Here is a 16,510-nt window from a genome sequence, read left to right as displayed (position 1 = left end):
AAGGCCGCACCTGGCGACCTTGGCTTTCAACATCGCAGCGATACAAGCTGCTATTTAACTTCTACTTCAGCGCCTGCTTCAACCAGCTGTTTCTGTGCGTCTTCGGCTTCCTGCTTGGAAACACCGGTCTTTACCGCACCAGGTGCGCCATCAACCAGGTCCTTGGCTTCCTTGAGACCCAGGCTTGTCAGGGCGCGAACGACCTTGATAACGTTGATTTTGTTGGCGCCAGCAGCTTTGAGGATGACGTCGAATTCGGTCTTTTCTTCAGCTGCAGCTGCATCGGCAGTCGCGGGGCCAGCGGCGGCGACGGCAACGGGAGCAGCGGCGGAAACGCCGAACTTCTCTTCAAGTTCCTTGACCAGCTCGGAAAGCTCCAGAACCGACATCTTTTCGATATATTCGATTACATCCTGTTTCGTGATTTCAGCCATGTTCGTATTCCTCCAGAGAATCTGAATAGTGTGTTTGAATGCGTAATAGGATTAGTTGTCAGCTTTTTGAGCGCGGATTGCATCAAGCACGCGCACAAGTGAGCCTGGAAGCGCAGCCAGCACGCCAACGAAGTTGGTCGCGGGTGCCTGCATGGAACCCAGCATCTTGGCGATGAGCACTTCCCGCGAGGGAAGGTCTGCCAGAGCCTGAATCTGTGTGACATCCAGCAGTTTTCCGGACAGCACACCGGCTTTCAGCACGAATTTGCCGGCGGGATCCTTTGCAAACTTGCTGAGGACCTTGGCTGCGCTGACCGGATCGTCATAGGAAATGGCGATGGCGGTCGGACCTGCGAGGTACGGTGAAATGCACTCGACATCGGTACCCTTGGCAGCCAGGTCAAGCAGCGTATTCTTAAAAACCTTGTACTCTACAGATGCGCCACGAAGTTCGTTGCGAAGGCTGGTTGCCTGTCCGACAGCCATACCGCGGAAGTCAGCCAGAAAGACCGCCTTTGCACGGGACAGTCGTTCGTGCATCTGAGTAACTAGTTCCTGCTTGTTATCCCTGTTCAAGTTTTCTCCTCCTTTCTTTTGGTATCTGGGGCATGGCCCCGGCCAAAGCTAGGAAGCGCGACACTGCGTCGCGGCACCCAAGTCTCGGCAGGTCCGCACACAACGGATTAAGCCAACTGCTCGCCTGCTGTCTTTAACTTTGGCACATCAGAACAACATCAGATCTGCGATGTTACATCGGCAATATCAAGATTAATGCCCGGGCCCATGGTTGAAGACATGGATATTTTCTTGATATAAATTCCCTTAGCGGCGGAAGGCTTGGCCTTGACCAGCGCCTCCACGAGTGCCAGGAGATTGCCCTTCAGGGAGTCGGCATCGAAGGAAACCTTTCCCACCGGTGCATGCACGATACCGGCCTTCTCTACGCGAAACTCGACCTTACCAGCTTTTGACTCCTTCACCGCCCTGCTCACTTCAAAGGTAACGGTTCCCACTTTGGGGTTCGGCATCAGTCCGCGTGGTCCGAGCAGTTTACCGATCTTGCCGACAACCCCCATCATGTCGGGAGTAGCAATGGCAGTATCGAATTCAAACCACCCTTCCTGAATCTTGGAAACAAGATCTTCGGCTCCCACATAATCAGCGCCAGCGTCAAGAGCTTCTTTTTCCTTCTCACCCTTGGCGAAGACCAGCACGCGAACATCCTTACCCAGACCGTTGGGAAGAACGACCGCTCCGCGCACCATCTGGTCTGCGTGTCGAGGATCAACCCCAAGACGCACCGCTACGTCGACCGTCTCGTCAAACTTGGCATACGCCGCCTGCTTGACAACATCAATGGCTGCCGCAACGGGATAGACCTTTGTTCTGTCGATCTTTTCGGATGCCGCAGCAAGTTTCTTTGCAGTCTTAGACATTGGTCCAACCTCTCTTAGTATCGTAAATATGAATCATCTAGACGATATCAACGCCCATGGAGCGTGCAGTTCCCTCGACGGTCCGCATGGCTGCCTCCAGTGAGGCGGCATTTAAGTCCGGCATCTTCGTTTTTGCAATTTCCTCCACCTGTGCCTTGGTGAGCTTGCCTACCTTGGTTTTGTTCGGCACGGCAGAACCGCTGGCAATCCCTGCGGCTTTCTTGATCAGTACCGGGACAGGAGGAGTCTTTGTTATAAAGGTAAAAGAGCGGTCAGCATACACCGTAATGACGACCGGCGTGATGGTGCCTTCATCCGCTTGAGTCTTGGCGTTGAAGGCCTTGCAGAACTCCATGATGTTGACACCATGCTGCCCGAGGGCAGGTCCAATCGGAGGTGCCGGATTGGCTTTGCCGGCAGGGACCTGCAGCTTAATGTATCCTGTGATCTTTTTTGCCATTATGGTGCTCCTTTATGTCCGAATGCTCTTATCTTAAATACAACAGCGTATCTAGTTTTTCTCAACCTGCATGAATTCAAGCTCGACCGGCGTAGCCCTTCCGAAGATGGTTACCGTAACGCGAAGTTTGCCCTTGTCTGGCTTAACATCCTCGACAATTCCCGAGAAGTTGAGGAAGGGACCATCAATCACACGAACGGTTTCTCCGACCTCGAACAGCACCTTCGGACGGGGCTTTTCAGCACCTTCCTCCATGCGTCGCGTGATCTTGTTGACTTCCTCGTCGGCAATCGGAAAAGGAGTATTACCACCGACAAAACCGGTAACCTTCGCTGTTTCCTTAACGATATGCCAGGTTTCGTCATTGAGCTCCATCTTGACCAGGATATATCCGGGGAAGAATTTTCTGGAGGAGGTTCTCTTCTCACCTTTTTTAAGTTCGACTACCGTTTCCGATGGAATGAGAATCTCTTCAAAATGTTCTTCCATCCCTTCGTTCTTGATGCGTTCGTGCAGATTCAGCCTGACTTTATTTTCAAAACCGGAATAAGTGTGAACACCGTACCACTTTTTGGACATGACTTTAATTCCTTTACCCCAGTATCAGTCGCATCAGTTTAGCCAGGACGAGATCGCAGACACCCAGATAGAGTGATATCAGAACAATAATAACGACCACGACGCCGGTAGTTGCTACTGTCTCCTTGCGTGTCGGCCAAGTAACCTTGGCAAGCTCTATCTTTACCGATTCAAGAAAGCTCCTGAGTTTCTGCACTAGTATCTCCCGAGGTCAGGTTCAGCAAACACACATTCAGTTGTAGAGGTGTATTTTTAGGGAAGCTTTTAGCAGTATCAAAATATGGCAGGCCAGGAGGGATTCGAACCCACAACACCCGGTTTTGGAGACCGGTGCTCTAGCCGTTAGAGCTACTGGCCTGCATGCCCTGATACCGTCTGCTGAACTACTTAGTTTCCTTGTGAGGAGTGTGTTTGCGGCAGAAACGGCAGTACTTGCTGAATTCCAGTTTTGCGGGTGTCGTCTTCTTGTTTTTGGTTGTTGTATAGTTCCTCTGCTTGCATTCGGTGCAGCCGAGGGTAATTATATCTCTCATATACGCATCCTTTAAAACGATCCGCGCGGAGCGCCCTGAGACGCTCCGCGCGGCAGTATAGACTATTCGATGATCGAGCTGACGACGCCGGCGCCAACAGTGCGGCCGCCTTCACGGATGGCGAAGCGCAGACCTTCATCCATGGCGATCGGAGTGATCAGGTTGACGGTTACAGCCACGTTGTCGCCAGGCATGACCATTTCAGTGCCTGCCGGCAGGTCGACAATACCGGTAACGTCCGTTGTCCGGAAATAGAACTGGGGACGGTATCCGTTGAAGAATGGGGTGTGACGTCCACCCTCTTCCTTGTTGAGGATATAGGCCTCAGCCTTGAACTTGGTGTGCGGAGTGATTGAACCAGGCTTGGCAAGAACTTGACCGCGCTCGATTTCCTCGCGCTTGATACCGCGCAGCAGTGCGCCGATATTGTCTCCGGCACGACCCTCGTCGAGAAGCTTGCGGAACATCTCCACACCGGTGACGGTTGTCTTGGCGGTGGCCTTGATGCCAACGATCTCGACCTCCTCACCAACCTTGACTATGCCGCGCTCAACACGACCGGTGGCAACGGTACCACGACCTGAGATGGAGAACACATCCTCTACCGGCATCAGGAAGGGCTTGTCCACCGCACGCTCCGGATCGGGGATGTAGCTATCAACAGCGTCCATCAGCTTGATGATGGAATCCTCGCCCAACTCACTCTTTTCGCCTTCTAGCGCCTTGAGGGCGGAACCTTTAACGATAGGAATATCGTCACCGGGAAAGTCATAGGAGGAGAGTAGCTCGCGGATTTCGAGCTCGACCAACTCAAGAAGCTCCTCGTCATCGACCATGTCGGCCTTGTTCAGGTACACGACAATATAGGGTACGCCAACCTGACGGGCGAGCAGGATGTGCTCGCGGGTCTGGGGCATAGGGCCGTCAGCTGCGGAAACAACCAGAATGGCTCCGTCCATCTGAGCGGCGCCGGTGATCATATTCTTGACGTAGTCGGCATGACCCGGACAGTCAACGTGGGCATAGTGACGCTTGTCAGTCTCGTATTCCACGTGTGCGGTGGCAATGGTTATACCGCGCTCACGCTCTTCAGGTGCGTTGTCAATCTGGTCGAAAGCCTTGAACTCTGCCTGACCCTTGCCTGCCAGCACCTTTGTGATGGCGGCAGTCAACGTGGTCTTGCCGTGGTCGACGTGACCAATCGTGCCAATGTTTACATGCGGTTTGGTGCGCTCAAATTTAGCCTTCGCCATGATAGCAGGCCCTCCTTGAAGTCTGTTTATTGCTTTGATGTGCGTATGACCAGTTTATTGGCTGTTCTACTGAAATGGAGCCCACAACCGGACTCGAACCGGTGACCTCTTCCTTACCAAGGAAGTGCTCTACCTCCTGAGCTATGTGGGCATTTATTCTGGAGCGGGAAACGGGACTCGAACCCGCGACCCTCAGCTTGGAAGGCTGATGCTCTAGCCAACTGAGCTACTCCCGCGCATCCAGACGAAGATATATGAAGACCAACCTGCTCACCTTTACCAGTATGCGACTCTCGTCTCCTGGATTCAGGCATCACCTGTCAGGTCTTCGGTGATGTATGTGGTGGAGGGAGGAGGATTCGAACCTCCGAAGTCTACGACGACAGATTTACAGTCTGTTCCCTTTGGCCGCTCGGGAATCCCTCCAAGGGAGATTTGCGCCTCTATTCACTGGAGCTGGCGATGGGACTCGAACCCGCAACCTGCTGATTACAAGTCAGCTGCTCTGCCAATTGAGCTACGCCAGCTTTGGCTCACACCAGTTCGTGAACAGAATTTATGTCTATAAAGAAAAAACCAGCGGTTGTCAATTTGTTTTTTTCGATTCAACAAAAAAATCACGACCAAGTCACCGTGGCGGCCTACGCAGAAGCGACTAAACTGCTGCTACCGCTGACACAAGGGACAGCTTCAGCTTCTTAAGCGCTGCTTCTTCTATCTGTCGCACACGTTCGCGCGAGATTGAGAAACGGGAGGCAATCTCCTGCAGCGTCAGCGGCGTATCTGCGGAAACCCGATGCTCGATGACAAAACGTTCCTTTTCATTGAGAGCGGAAACAGCGGTCGCAACGTCCGTGCGCAGCTTGCGCTGCAACTGGCACTCCGACAGGAGTTCTTCCTGGTTCATGCGATCGTCAACCAGGCCGTCCAGCCCGGTAACACCTTCGCCGCCCGGCAACTCTGCATCCAGGGAGCACTCGCCCCGCAAGCGCTGCTCCATCTCCACGACTTCGCTGTCGGACACATTTAAGGAGCGGGCCGTGGATTGGAGGTCGTCCTCTCCTCCGTTCAGGTGGCGGATTGCGTTCCTGGCCTCGCGCAACTTAAAAAAAAGTTTACGCTGGGCCTGGGTGGTTCCTATCTTGAGCAGACTCCATGCCGATATGACGTGGTTCTGAATATAGGCTCGTATCCACCAGACCGCGTAGGAAATCAGGCGTACCCCCTTAAAAGGGTTGTATTTTTTCACCGCCATCATCAGGCCGATATTACCCTCCTGGATCAGGTCGAGCATCTTGAGGCCATAGTGCCGGTACTCATAGGCAACCCTAACGACAAAGCGGAGGTTTGACGTAATCAGGGTGTGGGCTGCCCGAAGATCCTTTTTCTCGTAAAAAGCAATCGCTGTGCGATGCTCCTCTTCTTCGCTCAATAGGGTGAATTTTCTGATCTCAGCCAGATAGAGCGCAAGGCTATCCGCAACAACCGGAAGACGTGCCACCATACATGATTCTCCTCGTTCACGACAGATTGGCGCACATTAGCACTCAAGCCGTCCGACTGCCAAAAATCTAGCAACAAACCATCACAAAATCAAGGATATTTATCTCACCGACCTGAGCGTTATTCGCCGACCGAATAGTTACCAGATACAGAGGCGACACAACTTCAACCGGCAATCACCGGGCTGAGCAGGTGTTTAGCGGGATGTTTTCACTCCGACGCGAGAACAGAATTCTGCTATGCGACAGGTTGTGCAGCGAGGCGAAATCGGATGACAGTGGTTCTGTCCAAATGCCACCAGCAGGTCATTGATTGCAATCCAGTACTCCCCGGGCAGTTGTGCACGCAGGGCCATTTCAGTTTGCTCCGGGGAGCGCGTCGAGACATAGCCGAGGCGGTTGCAGATACGATGCACGTGTGTATCGACGCAGATGCCGGGTTTTCCAAACCCGAGGGTTAGCACCAGATTGGCGGTTTTGCGACCGACGCCCCTGAACCTGAGCAAATCCTCCATCTCATCGGGCACGTTCCCCCCGAACTCCGTCACTAGGCGGTGCGCGATTCCATGAATCTGACCGGCCTTGGTGCGGTAGAAACCTGCAGGATAGATCAGAGCGGCGATTTCATCCTCTGCCAGTTTCAGCATGCGTTCCGCACTGTCGGCACGGGCGAACATGCGCGCCGACGCAGCAGCGGTTACTTCATCCTTGGTGCGCAGGGAGATGATGCAGGAGACCAGGACCTTGAACGGGCTGCGTTCGCATTCGGCGACAATCGTGACCGCCGGCGTCCGCCAGGAGGCGTATTCTTCGCGCAGGAGCGCCATCACTCGGTGAATTTCATCGACTTTCATGTGGGCATGCTAGCCCAACACAGGATGGCAGCGCAAGAGATGGTTTTACTTTTGCACGGCGTGCGGCTAGTATGCGCTCCATGATTGCATCTACGCCAGGTTACATCGATCTGCACGTCCACTCGAACTGCTCGGACGGCGCACTCTCCCCCGCAGCGCTGGTAGAAGAGGCCAAACGGCTTGAATTGTCAACCATAGCCATCGCCGACCATGACTCCATAGTCGCTGTGGACCAGGCGGCGCACTGCGCCGTTCTGAGGGGTATCGAACTGATGCCCGCAGTGGAATTGTCCGTGCAGTACGGGATACTCAAGGATGTTCACCTGTTGGGGTATGGAGTGGACCATACCGACGCTGATTTCCGGTCAACATTGAATGCCTTTCGCCAGCACAGGGAACGCCGCAACGAGGAGATGCTGGCCATGATCAACCAGCGCCTGATTCACGAAGGACGCATGACCATAGCTCTCGACGAGGTTCTCTCCCATGCCGGGGACGCCATCGGACGGCCCCACATCGCCCGCGCCCTTCTGGAGCGAGGCTACGCCAAGAGCGTTGAGGACTCATTCCGGCGCTACCTGACCCCCTGCAACGTCCCCAAGAACTACTGGCCCATGGAGGAGGCCATTCCCGAGATTCGACGATTGGGTGGCGTCTCGGTCCTGGCTCATCCGACCTCCATTTCCCAGGACATGGCCGAACTATGGCGCATTATCACGGAACTGCACCACCTGGGCCTCGACGGCATCGAGGTTTTCAACAATCAGGCGCAAGCAGACGAAATGGAATTTTTGCGGCGACGCGCAGAAGAGGCAGGACTGTTGCTGACCGGCGGGTCTGATTATCACGGCATCGAGGCAGGTCAGGAAATGGGAAGGGGACGGGGAGGCATACGCTTCAGCGCGCGCCTCCTCGCCCCCCTCAGGGAACGCCTGGCACAGCGACGACTGAGGTAGCATCCTCAGCACCGCCGTCGTTTTCAGGCCAGATTCCTAGCTCTTGTCCCGGTAGGCATCGTAGTTGACCACCTGGATATCCTCTTCCACGTTTGTGACCCCCTTGACCGATTTAACGACCCTGATAGCGCTCTTTTTCTCTTCTTCGGAGGTGAGGTAACCGCTGAGAGAGACATCCCCCCCCTCGACAACGATAGTGAAGGGACGGTAGTCCAGATCCATGGCATTAAGCAGCGCGATCTTGATTTTGGTTGTCATGATGGCGTTATCGATCAGCGGCAGGGCAGCAGCCTCGGCCTCCTTCAGATAGGGATCCTTGGCTGCGACCACGATGCTCTCCACAACCGACTCCGGTGAGAGGCGCGAGGTATTGAAGGTCACGTCATAGCCAAGCGGATCGTCCCAAGGGCGGTTGAAGTAGAAGTGGATGAAACCATGGCGCTGGTGGTCGCTGCGGCGCGTCATGGAGCGCGCCAGATCAGGGTCGATCCACTCCCGCTCGGCAAAGCGCTCCACCCGGTCCTCAAAGTCGGCGATGACGCGAAGACGCAGCACATTGCCACACTCCTTCAACAGGTACTGGCAGCCGCGGCCGTAGAGAATAACGTTACCCTTGCGGGCATAATCCAGCAGGATCAACTCGATCGTATTCAAGGCCGCGGCGCGCTTGCGGTCCTCGATGGTGTTGTACGAAGGGGGTTTCTCATCCACCATCTGGAGCATTTCGGGCGAAAGCCCGTATTTAGGAGCACTGGCTGTGATCAAATCTCCATCCACGAAGGTAAATTTGAGTTTTTTGGCTACTTCCGTAGCGATCTGATAGGCGCCTGTACCCATTTGCCGCGATATTGTGATGATTGCCATTACCACCCTCCTGCAAGTTTACGGTACGCAAGTGCGCTCGCTATATATCATGTAGCGGTTGTACACACAAGGTCGTAATGATACTCTTGCCGGACACCACATTCAAGGGGTCCGTTCTGTCAGACTGCACGCCGTTTACGCTCCGTTTTATACTCTTCGCGATCATCCACTCTCTCCTGGCCTCGCAGTGGTGCAAGAGCCTCGTCTGTCGTGGCTCGAAAAAGATACTGGCCGCCTGTCGCCTCTTCTACAACCTGCTTTCCCTGGTACTGTTGGCATGGGTCATGGCGGATACCGGTTGCGGAAGGGTGCTGTACTTTGCGCCGGGAGTGTGGAGCCTGGCCATGTACCTGCTCCAGATCCTGGTCACTGCAGCCCTGTTCAGCTGCCTCCGCCAGACCGGCGTCGGGAACTTTCTCGGGATTGCCCAACTGCATGGCAGCGGGGATCGCCAGCCCCAGCTGATCGATGACGGCTGGTACGCGGTTGTGCGCCACCCGTTGTATCTCCTGTCGATCATCTTCCTGATACTGAGTCCGGTGATGACGGCACAGCGCGCCCTGCTGACGGTCCTGGCAATTCCCTATTTCATCATCGGCGGACATCTGGAAGAGCGACGCCTCGTGGAAGAGTTCGGCGATAGCTACCGGCGCTATCGGCAACAGATCCCTTTCCTGATCCCCTGGCCGCGAAGGTCACGGACGCCCAACCTCAACTGACCTGTGCTCCAGCCCGGCTGGAACGAACGAAACGGCCTGCACACCGCGTTTTCCTACGGCGCGGGGGCGACCATGACGGTCACCGTCAGCCGCTGAATACCCTGGGAAGAGCTGACTTCAAGGGGGATGACCACCGTTCCCGCCTCTACGCGAACCCCGTCCTGCGACACGCTCACCTGTCCGACCGCCTGGCCAGGGGGTGCGGCCGCGGCCAGGTGATGCGCGGACTCGCCCCCACGTGGCCCGGCATCAACGGCGCCCGCGTCATCGGCGGGTCTCTCCGGGGCAGTGTCAGCTGGAATACCGCTCTCCGCGGAAGGGGCTTCCGCACCACGCAGACGGGGCAGGTCGTCACGCTCGCCGACACGCCCCATGACCAGAGGAGAAAGAGCAGATAGGGTTTCCAGGACCCCCGCACCCGTCAGCGCGTTTGTCGTCAAGACGCGGCACCCCTTCAAGCCCAGCCCCCTGGCAGCAACCTCGGCAACCAGCTCTCCGGAGAGATCGGCCTTGTTGAGCTGAAGTACAGCGGGAATGTCATCCAACCCCATACCGTAGTTGTCCAGGAAATCCCGCAGTTGCGTCAGACTCTGCAGGGCGGCCTGATACCTCCCCGGCGTTGCATCCATGACCATCACCAGGCCATCGGCGCCTTTCAGGGTCATTTTCCAGGCAGCCGGGTTGGCAACAGAGCCCTGCAGGGTGTAGAGATGAAAACGGATGCGGTAGCCGCCAAAGACGAGGTGTTCAAAGGGGGTAAAATCGAAAAACAGCAGGGGGGAACCGCTTGCCGGTATGCTCTTCAATTCGCTGCGCAGCGAAGGGCGAATCCTGGCGTGTACATAGCGCAGGGAGGTGGCCTTGCCACTCTTCTCCGGACCGTAGTAGACGATTTTTGCGTTGATCTCCTTTGTTGCGTGGTTGACAAGCGCCATTCAGACTCCAGCCCTGCTATTTTTTCTTGGCCAGCATGATCCTCTTGGCCTGTGTTGAAAGTACCGATGAAATGTTCTTGCTCTTGGCGTAGGCGGCAATGTCCTTCTCTCCAAGAGTCATAAGGAAGCGCAGGGCATTGGGCAAGGGGGTCTTGGGACAATCGACAAGGGCCTTGCGGATCTGGCAGTTTTTGACCCATTCCTTGTTGGCGCAGATCAGGCGGACGATTTCGTCGTTCTGCACGCCGACCTTGAGGAACTGAAGGATCTCGGCTTCGGAAATGCGGGGATTCTTTATCACGCTGCCCGACACCAGCTTGTTGCTGTCGTTGACCAGGATGGCACGCCACTCCTTGTCGCCGGTAAGGGCCATCTTTATCTTTTCGCTGATCCCCATGCGCTGCAGCATCTGGTACTTGCTGAGGAACCCCTCCTCATCCTCGGCCATACACTCTTCCGGAGAAGCTGCACCGACCGCAACATCGGCCGCCGCATCGCCAGCGGCCATTTCTCCCCCCCCCTCCAGCGGCATGGGCGAGACGAGAGCGTTCCTGGAGAGAAAATCGGCCGCGGCGGGAGAGAGTTCCGGGCACTCCAGCAGCGCTGCAGCAACCGCAGATCTGGCGTGGTGGATCCGGGCGATCGTGTCCAGGATGGCGGGATGGATACCTGGAGTGGCAACGCAGGCCAAAAGGAGCTCATCGGACAGTGCGGCAAAGGCGGCTGATGCGGCCACCTTTACGGTGCTATCCGAGTCGCGCATCAGACAGAACAGCAGGGTCACCCGTTCAGGAGGGGAGAACCCGTCGGCAGTCCCCACTGCCTGCAGCTTTACCTCGCCTCCCACATCCGGCCTGATCAATGCAGCAACAGCGGAGGATATTTTGAGCCGTATCTTGCCTGACATACGCCGCTAGTGGACCAGCATGCTCCTCACTCCCGCAGCCTTCAGCTTTTTCTGGACCGTTTCCGCCGCAACACGATCGTGATAAGTCCCGGCCACGAGACGCCGGGAGGGAACGGCCACATCGGTGCGCTTGAGAGTCAGACTGAATCCGGCGGCAGCCAGGCGTTCCTTTTCAGACTGGGCTCGGCTGTCCAGAAGGTACGAACCGGCATAGACCGCGTGCTTCCCCCCCTGTTCGAGGATAAACGCATCCGAGGTATGGCGTTTGAGCCTGTCAAACTCCGTCTGCGCCGTGGCGCGGTCGCCAAACTGTGCCAGAAGCAGACGGTTCATGGCCGTTTTCTGGCGCGGCGTCGACTGGATCTTCGCGCTGAGTCCGGCCTTCCTCACTCTGGTCAGATCGGAGGCCATGGTTTCCTCCAGCAGGTAGGGGCCCATGACGACCGTCCACGTTCTGGATGAGGCAGCGGTCGTTGTCGAGTGAGATTTCTTCTTTGCCGTGGGTACGGCAGCCGGCGTTTTGGCAGCGGCAGGGGCTGACTTTTTGTCCGCCAGGGTCGTTTTGGCCGCGGCAGGAGCCGGTTTTTTATCGGCAGGCACTTTGGCCCTGGCCGCCTGACCGGACAGTTTCGCCTCTCCCCTGACGAGAGCGGCGCCCTTCTCTTCCTTCACCTTGTCGGGGGCGGACTGGGGCTTCTTCGCTTCATCTTTCTTCTGCTGTGGTGCCTGTTTCATTGCCAGAGAAGGTGCACCAGCCTTGTCTAGCTCAGAGGCGATCTTATTCGCCGCCTGATCAGCCTGAGCACCAGCCTGGGGTGGTTCCTCCACGTGCCGTGGCAACGGCATCTTCTGCACCGCATCAGCCGGCGCCTCGGTATCCTGACTCTTCTCCTGGCCAAAACGGTCGCAGGAGGAGCAGCCTATCATCAGCGCCAGACAGAACGCCAAAACAGTGCGCGGGGCATACCTGCCGCCAGGGGATGATTTCAGTTGAAAAGTATTGACAGAATTACGGCTGTGACCCATTGGAACCTCCAAGCATTCATGCATACCGGACCAGGCGACCGTGTAGGCCGCACTGGTCCGGGATTCCGCAGTTTAATGTGTTACTCTCATTCCTTCTTGGCCGCATTCGCCTCGGCAATGACCTTCTGCGCCAGATGCGTGGGTAGCTCTTCGTAGTGGGAGAACTCCACCGTGAACATGCCCCGGTCGCTTGTCATGGATTTCAGGTCGTTTGAGTAAGCCAGGACCTCGGACATGGGCACCACCGCCCTGATTATCTGGGAGTTGGCCTTTGGCTCCACCCCCACCACCTTGCCGCGACGGGAGTTCAAGTCGCCGATGACGTCGCCCATGTTCTCATCCGGCACGGTCACCTTCATGTTCATGATCGGTTCCAAGAGCACCGACTTACAGACCTCCATGGCCTTCTTGAAGGCCATGGAACCGGCAACCTTGAAGGCCATCTCCGAGGAGTCCACCGTGTGGAAGGAGCCGTCGTAGAGCGCTACCCTGAAGTCCACCACCGGGTAGCCGGCCAGGAATCCATCCTGGGCCGCGTCGCTGATCCCCTTGTCAACGGCCGGGATGTACTGGCGCGGAATTACGCCCCCCACGATCTTGTCTTCGAAGATGTACCCATCGCCCCGTTCCGCGGGCGACATCTCGATCCAGCAATCGCCGTACTGGCCGCGCCCGCCGGACTGTTTCTTGTACTTTCCCTGTACCTTGGCCGAACCGCGGATGGTTTCCAAATAAGGCACCTTGGGGGTCTTGAGCACCACGTCGACGCCGAACTTGCGTTTCATCTTCTCCACGATCACTTCCAGGTGAACCTGCCCCATGCCGGAGACAATCATCTCACGGGTCTTGGCATCGCGGTGCGACTCCAGGGTCGGCTCTTCCTCGATCATGCGGTGGAGGGCGTTGTGGATCTTGTCCTCATCTGCCTTGGTCTTGGGCTCGATGGCGTAGGAGATGACCGGAAGCAGCTGCCTGGCTGGCTCGAAGACAATGGGGTTGGCCGGGGTGCAGAGCGTGTCGCCGGTCACGGTCTCCTTCAGCTTGGCAACCGCCACGATATCGCCGGCAACCGCCTGCTTGATGGGATGCTGTTTCTTCCCCTCCAGCTCGTAGAGCTGCCCGATACGCTCTTCGACCCCCTTGGTGGAGTTTAAAACCATTGAGTCGGAATTCAGGACCCCGGAATAGACCCGCAGAATGGTGATCTTGCCGGTGTACGGATCCGAGGTGGTCTTGAATACCAGCGCCGAGAACGGTTCCGCCTCGTCGGGAGCGCGCTCAACGATGTCGCCGCTCTTGGGATGGGTGCCCACCGCCTTGGTGCGATCCAGGGGCGACGGCAGATAGGCGCAGATGGCATCCAGCAGGTGCGCCACACCGATGTTGGCGGTGGCGGAGCCGCACAGCACAGCAGTGAAGGTACTGCGCATGGTGCCGACCCGCAGGCCGTCCAGGATCTCTTCCTCGGTCAACTCGCCCGTATCCAAATATTTCTCGGTCAGGGCATCATAGGCCTCGGCAACCGTCTCCACCATGAGTTCCCGCAGACGGTTGGCCTCGGTCAGGCACTCTTCGGGAATATCCCCCTGGCTGTAGTCGCCCGAGCCGTCCTTGGCGTAGAAGCAGGCCTTCATGGTGATCAGGTCGATGATCCCCTCGAACTCGGCCTCGGCGCCGATGGGCATTTGGACGGCTACGCCGCGCGCACCCAGCGACTTTTCCATGTCGTCGATGGCGCGCAGGAAGCTGGCCCGCTCCCGGTCCATCTTGTTGACGAAGGCGATGCGGGGAATTTCGAACTCGTTGGCCCAGTTCCAGACCTCCTCGGTCTGGGCCTTGACGCCGGAAATGGCGGAGAGGATCACCACCGCGCAGTCCAGGGCGCGCATGCAGGCGCGGGTATCGGCGATGAAGTTTCCATAGCCCGGGGTATCCACGATGTGAATGGAATGATCCTTCCACTCGCAGTGGTCCAGGGCCGAGGTAATGGAGATCTTGCGTTTGACCTCCTCGGGCTCGAAATCCATGGTAGCGGTGCCGTCGTCTACCCGTCCCAGTCGGTCGATCATCTTTGTATCGAAGAGGATTGCCTCGGCCAGCGAAGTTTTGCCGGCGCCACCGTGCGCGATGATACCCAGATTGCGGATCTTGCTCGTGTCAAACCGTCCCATTCTGATTCCTCCTTGGAATGAAATAAAATCGGTACACCAACGTTTCCACTACTGGAACGGCATGCCATCGCAACCGTCTTCATTCATCACGACGCACGTCGCTCTATGTAATCCTTAGCGGTTCCTCTCGTACAGTATTTTCAACCCGTCCAGGGTCAGAAAGTCATCAACCTCGACGATGGTGCGGGATTCGGGGGCAATCAGCTTGGCCAGGCCGCCGGTGGCGATCACCCGGGGAGTGTCTTTGCTCTCGGCCACGATGCGGTTGACGATCTCGTCTACCAGCCCCACATAGCCGTAGAATATGCCGGCCTGCATTGAGTTTACCGTGTTGCGGGCAATGATCTGGGGCGGCCGGGCGATGTCCACCCGCGGCAGTTTGCTGGCTCGCTGGAACAGCGCCTCCAGGGAGATGGCCAGTCCCGGGGCAATGGCGCCGCCGCAGTACTCACCCCTGGCATTGACATAGTCGAAGGTGGTCGCCGTGCCGAAATCGACGATCACCAGCGAGCATTTGTGCTTCTCGTAGCCGGCCACCGCGTTGACGATGCGGTCCGCCCCCACCTCGCGGGGGTTGTCGTACAGGATGGGCATGCCGGTCTTGATGCCCGGCCCCACCACGAAGGGGGTCAGGTGAAAGAAATCCCGGCAGATGGCCTCCATCACGCCGGTGAGCGGCGGCACGACGGAGGAGATGATGGCGGCATCGACGGTATCGAAACCCAGTCCGGCCGAGGCAAACAGGCTGTGCAGCAGAACCCCGTACTCGTCCGACGTGCGCGATTTGTCGGTGGAGATCCGCCAGTTGCGGACCAGCTGCGTCCCGTCGCAGATACCCAGAACGATATTGCTGTTGCCGACGTCTATTACCAGAAGCATGTCAAAGTACCCTCACGTCTCCACTGAGAATTTTACTGATCGCCCCATCCGCCCCGCTCACCAGCAGGGCGCCGGAACCATCAATGCCGGCGAACATGCCTCTGACAACTTCCGAACCGCCATCGCTGACCGAAAGCTCGCGTCCGTGGGCGTTGCAGCGCCGCTGCCACTCCTCGCGCACCGGACCGAAGCCATGGGTGCGGAAATCGGCGTAGAGCCGGTCCAGTTCGTTCAGCATAATCGCGCAGAAGCCCGCCCGCCCCACCGGCCGCCCCGACTCCAGCAAAATTGATGTTGCCGGGTGGCGCAGATCGTCAGGGAACTGCCCGGCAGTCATGTTCAGGTTCACACCGATGCCGAGGATGACGAAGTTGACAGCATCGGTCTCGGCGCTCATTTCGTTGAGCAGGCCGGCCACCTTCTGTCCTTTGATCAGCACGTCATTGGGCCACTTGATCTCCGGCACGATAGCGCTGATCCGTTCGATGGAACGGGCCACAGCCACGGCGGAGAGAAAGGTGAGTTGCGGCGCCTCGTAGGGCATGATAGCCGGCCGCAGGATGATCGAGCAGTACAGGTTGACCCCGGGTGGCGATGACCAGACCCGCCCCATGCGCCCCTTACCGCCGCTCTGGGTATCGGCAAGGACCACCGTCCCCTCCGCGGCCCCCTGCTCCGCCAGGCGGAAAGCATCGCCGTTGGTGGAGGCGGTCTGCTCCAGACAGACGATACGGCTGCCCATGACGACCGCATCCAATTGGACCGCGATCTCGGCGGAGGAGAGCAGGTCAGGCGCGGACAGCAACTGGTAGCCGCGCGACGGCACGGCTTCGATCACGTACCCGGCCTTGCGCAGGGCATTGATCTGCTTCCAGATGGCGGTGCGGGAGACATGCAACTCCCTGCTGATCATCTCACCCGAGACGAATCCGTCCTGTTCACGGAACAGTCGCAGTATGGCGGCCGATGGTAACATCTCCAGCTACAAGCCTCCCAGAAAGA

The 16,510-nt window shown here is 57.4% G+C and carries 19 protein-coding genes and 5 tRNA genes; 2 read left to right on the top strand and 22 right to left on the bottom strand.

The genetic code is table 11. The annotated features are described in order from the left end of the window. Positions 1 to 50: 50 nt before the first annotated feature. The 15 genes from rplL to PPRO_RS03235 form a co-directional block, all read right to left on the bottom strand. On the bottom strand, positions 51 to 434 hold the full coding sequence (rplL, locus tag PPRO_RS03305) for a 50S ribosomal protein L7/L12 (protein WP_011734616.1): 384 nt from the start codon (positions 432 to 434) through the stop codon (positions 51 to 53). A 51-nt stretch (positions 435 to 485) separates the two neighbouring features. Beyond that, entirely contained in the window at positions 486 to 1,010 is a 525-nt protein-coding gene (gene rplJ, locus PPRO_RS03300; RefSeq protein WP_011734615.1) for a 50S ribosomal protein L10, read from the bottom strand. A 158-nt stretch (positions 1,011 to 1,168) separates the two neighbouring features. Further along, positions 1,169 to 1,870: a 50S ribosomal protein L1 gene (gene rplA / locus PPRO_RS03295; protein ID WP_011734614.1), complete on the bottom strand. Its 702-nt coding sequence runs from the start codon at positions 1,868 to 1,870 to the stop codon at positions 1,169 to 1,171. A 37-nt stretch (positions 1,871 to 1,907) separates the two neighbouring features. Continuing rightward, a complete protein-coding gene (gene rplK, locus PPRO_RS03290) occupies positions 1,908 to 2,330 on the bottom strand; it encodes a 50S ribosomal protein L11 (RefSeq protein WP_011734613.1) in 423 nt (140 codons plus the stop codon). Between the two features lie 51 nt (positions 2,331 to 2,381). Further along, positions 2,382 to 2,909 (bottom strand): transcription termination/antitermination protein NusG, encoded by a 528-nt coding sequence (gene nusG / locus PPRO_RS03285; protein WP_011734612.1) that lies wholly within the window; start codon positions 2,907 to 2,909, stop codon positions 2,382 to 2,384. Positions 2,910 to 2,922: 13 nt separating this feature from the next. Further along, complete coding sequence (gene secE, locus PPRO_RS21805) at positions 2,923 to 3,105, bottom strand: preprotein translocase subunit SecE (protein WP_011734611.1); 183 nt, start codon at positions 3,103 to 3,105, stop codon at positions 2,923 to 2,925. Between the two features lie 85 nt (positions 3,106 to 3,190). Next, a tRNA-Trp gene (locus tag PPRO_RS03275) sits at positions 3,191 to 3,267 on the bottom strand. Between the two features lie 25 nt (positions 3,268 to 3,292). Beyond that, positions 3,293 to 3,442 (bottom strand): 50S ribosomal protein L33, encoded by a 150-nt coding sequence (gene rpmG, locus PPRO_RS03270; protein ID WP_011734610.1) that lies wholly within the window; start codon positions 3,440 to 3,442, stop codon positions 3,293 to 3,295. Between the two features lie 62 nt (positions 3,443 to 3,504). Continuing rightward, entirely contained in the window at positions 3,505 to 4,695 is a 1,191-nt protein-coding gene (gene tuf / locus PPRO_RS03265) for an elongation factor Tu (protein WP_011734609.1), read from the bottom strand. 75 nt (positions 4,696 to 4,770) lie between these two features. Further along, a tRNA-Thr gene (locus PPRO_RS03260) sits at positions 4,771 to 4,846 on the bottom strand. A gap of 8 nt (positions 4,847 to 4,854) precedes the next feature. After that, positions 4,855 to 4,931, bottom strand: a tRNA-Gly gene (locus tag PPRO_RS03255). A 105-nt stretch (positions 4,932 to 5,036) separates the two neighbouring features. Next, positions 5,037 to 5,121 (bottom strand) — tRNA-Tyr (locus PPRO_RS03250). Between the two features lie 25 nt (positions 5,122 to 5,146). Further along, a tRNA-Thr gene (locus PPRO_RS03245) sits at positions 5,147 to 5,222 on the bottom strand. A 128-nt stretch (positions 5,223 to 5,350) separates the two neighbouring features. After that, positions 5,351 to 6,199, bottom strand: coding sequence for an RNA polymerase factor sigma-32 (locus tag PPRO_RS03240; protein ID WP_011734608.1), 849 nt, complete (start codon positions 6,197 to 6,199; stop codon positions 5,351 to 5,353). Between the two features lie 195 nt (positions 6,200 to 6,394). After that, positions 6,395 to 7,051 carry an endonuclease III domain-containing protein gene (locus PPRO_RS03235; RefSeq protein WP_011734607.1) on the bottom strand — a complete coding sequence of 219 codons (657 nt, stop codon included), beginning with the start codon at positions 7,049 to 7,051 and terminating at the stop codon, positions 6,395 to 6,397. A 71-nt stretch (positions 7,052 to 7,122) separates the two neighbouring features. Between PPRO_RS03235 and PPRO_RS03230 the strand changes: the two genes are divergently transcribed. After that, positions 7,123 to 8,007 (top strand): PHP domain-containing protein, encoded by an 885-nt coding sequence (locus PPRO_RS03230; RefSeq protein ID WP_011734606.1) that lies wholly within the window; start codon positions 7,123 to 7,125, stop codon positions 8,005 to 8,007. Between the two features lie 36 nt (positions 8,008 to 8,043). Here PPRO_RS03230 and PPRO_RS03225 read toward each other — a convergent pair whose 3' ends face one another. After that, the gene (locus PPRO_RS03225; protein WP_011734605.1) at positions 8,044 to 8,871 is read right to left on the bottom strand and encodes a cytidylate kinase family protein; all 828 of its coding nucleotides are present in this window, start codon (positions 8,869 to 8,871) and stop codon (positions 8,044 to 8,046) included. 77 nt (positions 8,872 to 8,948) lie between these two features. Here PPRO_RS03225 and PPRO_RS03220 point away from each other — a divergent pair, with 77 nt between their 5' ends. Then, positions 8,949 to 9,590 carry a methyltransferase family protein gene (locus PPRO_RS03220; protein ID WP_011734604.1) on the top strand — a complete coding sequence of 214 codons (642 nt, stop codon included), beginning with the start codon at positions 8,949 to 8,951 and terminating at the stop codon, positions 9,588 to 9,590. A gap of 53 nt (positions 9,591 to 9,643) precedes the next feature. Here the strand turns inward: PPRO_RS03220 and PPRO_RS03215 are convergent, their stop codons facing one another. The 6 genes from PPRO_RS03215 to PPRO_RS03190 form a co-directional block, all read right to left on the bottom strand. Next, positions 9,644 to 10,525 carry a GTP-binding protein gene (locus PPRO_RS03215; RefSeq protein WP_011734603.1) on the bottom strand — a complete coding sequence of 294 codons (882 nt, stop codon included), beginning with the start codon at positions 10,523 to 10,525 and terminating at the stop codon, positions 9,644 to 9,646. 16 nt (positions 10,526 to 10,541) lie between these two features. Beyond that, the gene (locus PPRO_RS03210) at positions 10,542 to 11,432 is read right to left on the bottom strand and encodes a hypothetical protein (RefSeq protein WP_011734602.1); all 891 of its coding nucleotides are present in this window, start codon (positions 11,430 to 11,432) and stop codon (positions 10,542 to 10,544) included. A gap of 6 nt (positions 11,433 to 11,438) precedes the next feature. Continuing rightward, complete coding sequence (locus tag PPRO_RS03205; protein WP_198138320.1) at positions 11,439 to 12,359, bottom strand: SPOR domain-containing protein; 921 nt, start codon at positions 12,357 to 12,359, stop codon at positions 11,439 to 11,441. A 185-nt stretch (positions 12,360 to 12,544) separates the two neighbouring features. Then, a complete protein-coding gene (fusA, locus tag PPRO_RS03200; RefSeq protein ID WP_011734600.1) occupies positions 12,545 to 14,629 on the bottom strand; it encodes an elongation factor G in 2,085 nt (694 codons plus the stop codon). Between the two features lie 114 nt (positions 14,630 to 14,743). Beyond that, positions 14,744 to 15,508, bottom strand: coding sequence for a type III pantothenate kinase (locus tag PPRO_RS03195; RefSeq protein WP_011734599.1), 765 nt, complete (start codon positions 15,506 to 15,508; stop codon positions 14,744 to 14,746). Between the two features lies 1 nt (position 15,509). After that, on the bottom strand, positions 15,510 to 16,484 hold the full coding sequence (locus PPRO_RS03190; protein ID WP_011734598.1) for a biotin--[acetyl-CoA-carboxylase] ligase: 975 nt from the start codon (positions 16,482 to 16,484) through the stop codon (positions 15,510 to 15,512). Between the last annotated feature and the right edge of the window lie 26 nt (positions 16,485 to 16,510).

The sequence above is a fragment of the Pelobacter propionicus DSM 2379 genome (assembly GCF_000015045.1).
Taxonomy (GTDB): Bacteria; Desulfobacterota; Desulfuromonadia; order Geobacterales; family Pseudopelobacteraceae; genus Pseudopelobacter; species Pseudopelobacter propionicus.
The sequence above is the reverse complement of the archived record's forward strand: the minus strand, read 5'-3'. Positions and strand labels throughout refer to the sequence as shown.

Coding starts and splice junctions, on each gene's coding strand:
- rplL (WP_011734616.1), bottom strand. CDS start 434: ATGGCTGAAATCACGAAACAGGATGTAATCGAATATATCGAAAAGATG.
- rplA (WP_011734614.1), bottom strand. CDS start 1,870: ATGTCTAAGACTGCAAAGAAACTTGCTGCGGCATCCGAAAAGATCGAC.
- rplK (WP_011734613.1), bottom strand. CDS start 2,330: ATGGCAAAAAAGATCACAGGATACATTAAGCTGCAGGTCCCTGCCGGC.
- nusG (WP_011734612.1), bottom strand. CDS start 2,909: ATGTCCAAAAAGTGGTACGGTGTTCACACTTATTCCGGTTTTGAAAAT.
- rpmG (WP_011734610.1), bottom strand. CDS start 3,442: ATGAGAGATATAATTACCCTCGGCTGCACCGAATGCAAGCAGAGGAAC.
- tuf (WP_011734609.1), bottom strand. CDS start 4,695: ATGGCGAAGGCTAAATTTGAGCGCACCAAACCGCATGTAAACATTGGC.
- PPRO_RS03240 (WP_011734608.1), bottom strand. CDS start 6,199: ATGGTGGCACGTCTTCCGGTTGTTGCGGATAGCCTTGCGCTCTATCTG.
- PPRO_RS03235 (WP_011734607.1), bottom strand. CDS start 7,051: ATGAAAGTCGATGAAATTCACCGAGTGATGGCGCTCCTGCGCGAAGAA.
- PPRO_RS03230 (WP_011734606.1), top strand. CDS start 7,123: ATGCGCTCCATGATTGCATCTACGCCAGGTTACATCGATCTGCACGTC.
- PPRO_RS03225 (WP_011734605.1), bottom strand. CDS start 8,871: ATGGCAATCATCACAATATCGCGGCAAATGGGTACAGGCGCCTATCAG.
- PPRO_RS03220 (WP_011734604.1), top strand. CDS start 8,949: ATGATACTCTTGCCGGACACCACATTCAAGGGGTCCGTTCTGTCAGAC.
- PPRO_RS03215 (WP_011734603.1), bottom strand. CDS start 10,525: ATGGCGCTTGTCAACCACGCAACAAAGGAGATCAACGCAAAAATCGTC.
- PPRO_RS03210 (WP_011734602.1), bottom strand. CDS start 11,432: ATGTCAGGCAAGATACGGCTCAAAATATCCTCCGCTGTTGCTGCATTG.
- PPRO_RS03205 (WP_198138320.1), bottom strand. CDS start 12,359: ATGATAGGCTGCTCCTCCTGCGACCGTTTTGGCCAGGAGAAGAGTCAG.
- fusA (WP_011734600.1), bottom strand. CDS start 14,629: ATGGGACGGTTTGACACGAGCAAGATCCGCAATCTGGGTATCATCGCG.
- PPRO_RS03195 (WP_011734599.1), bottom strand. CDS start 15,508: ATGCTTCTGGTAATAGACGTCGGCAACAGCAATATCGTTCTGGGTATC.
- PPRO_RS03190 (WP_011734598.1), bottom strand. CDS start 16,484: ATGTTACCATCGGCCGCCATACTGCGACTGTTCCGTGAACAGGACGGA.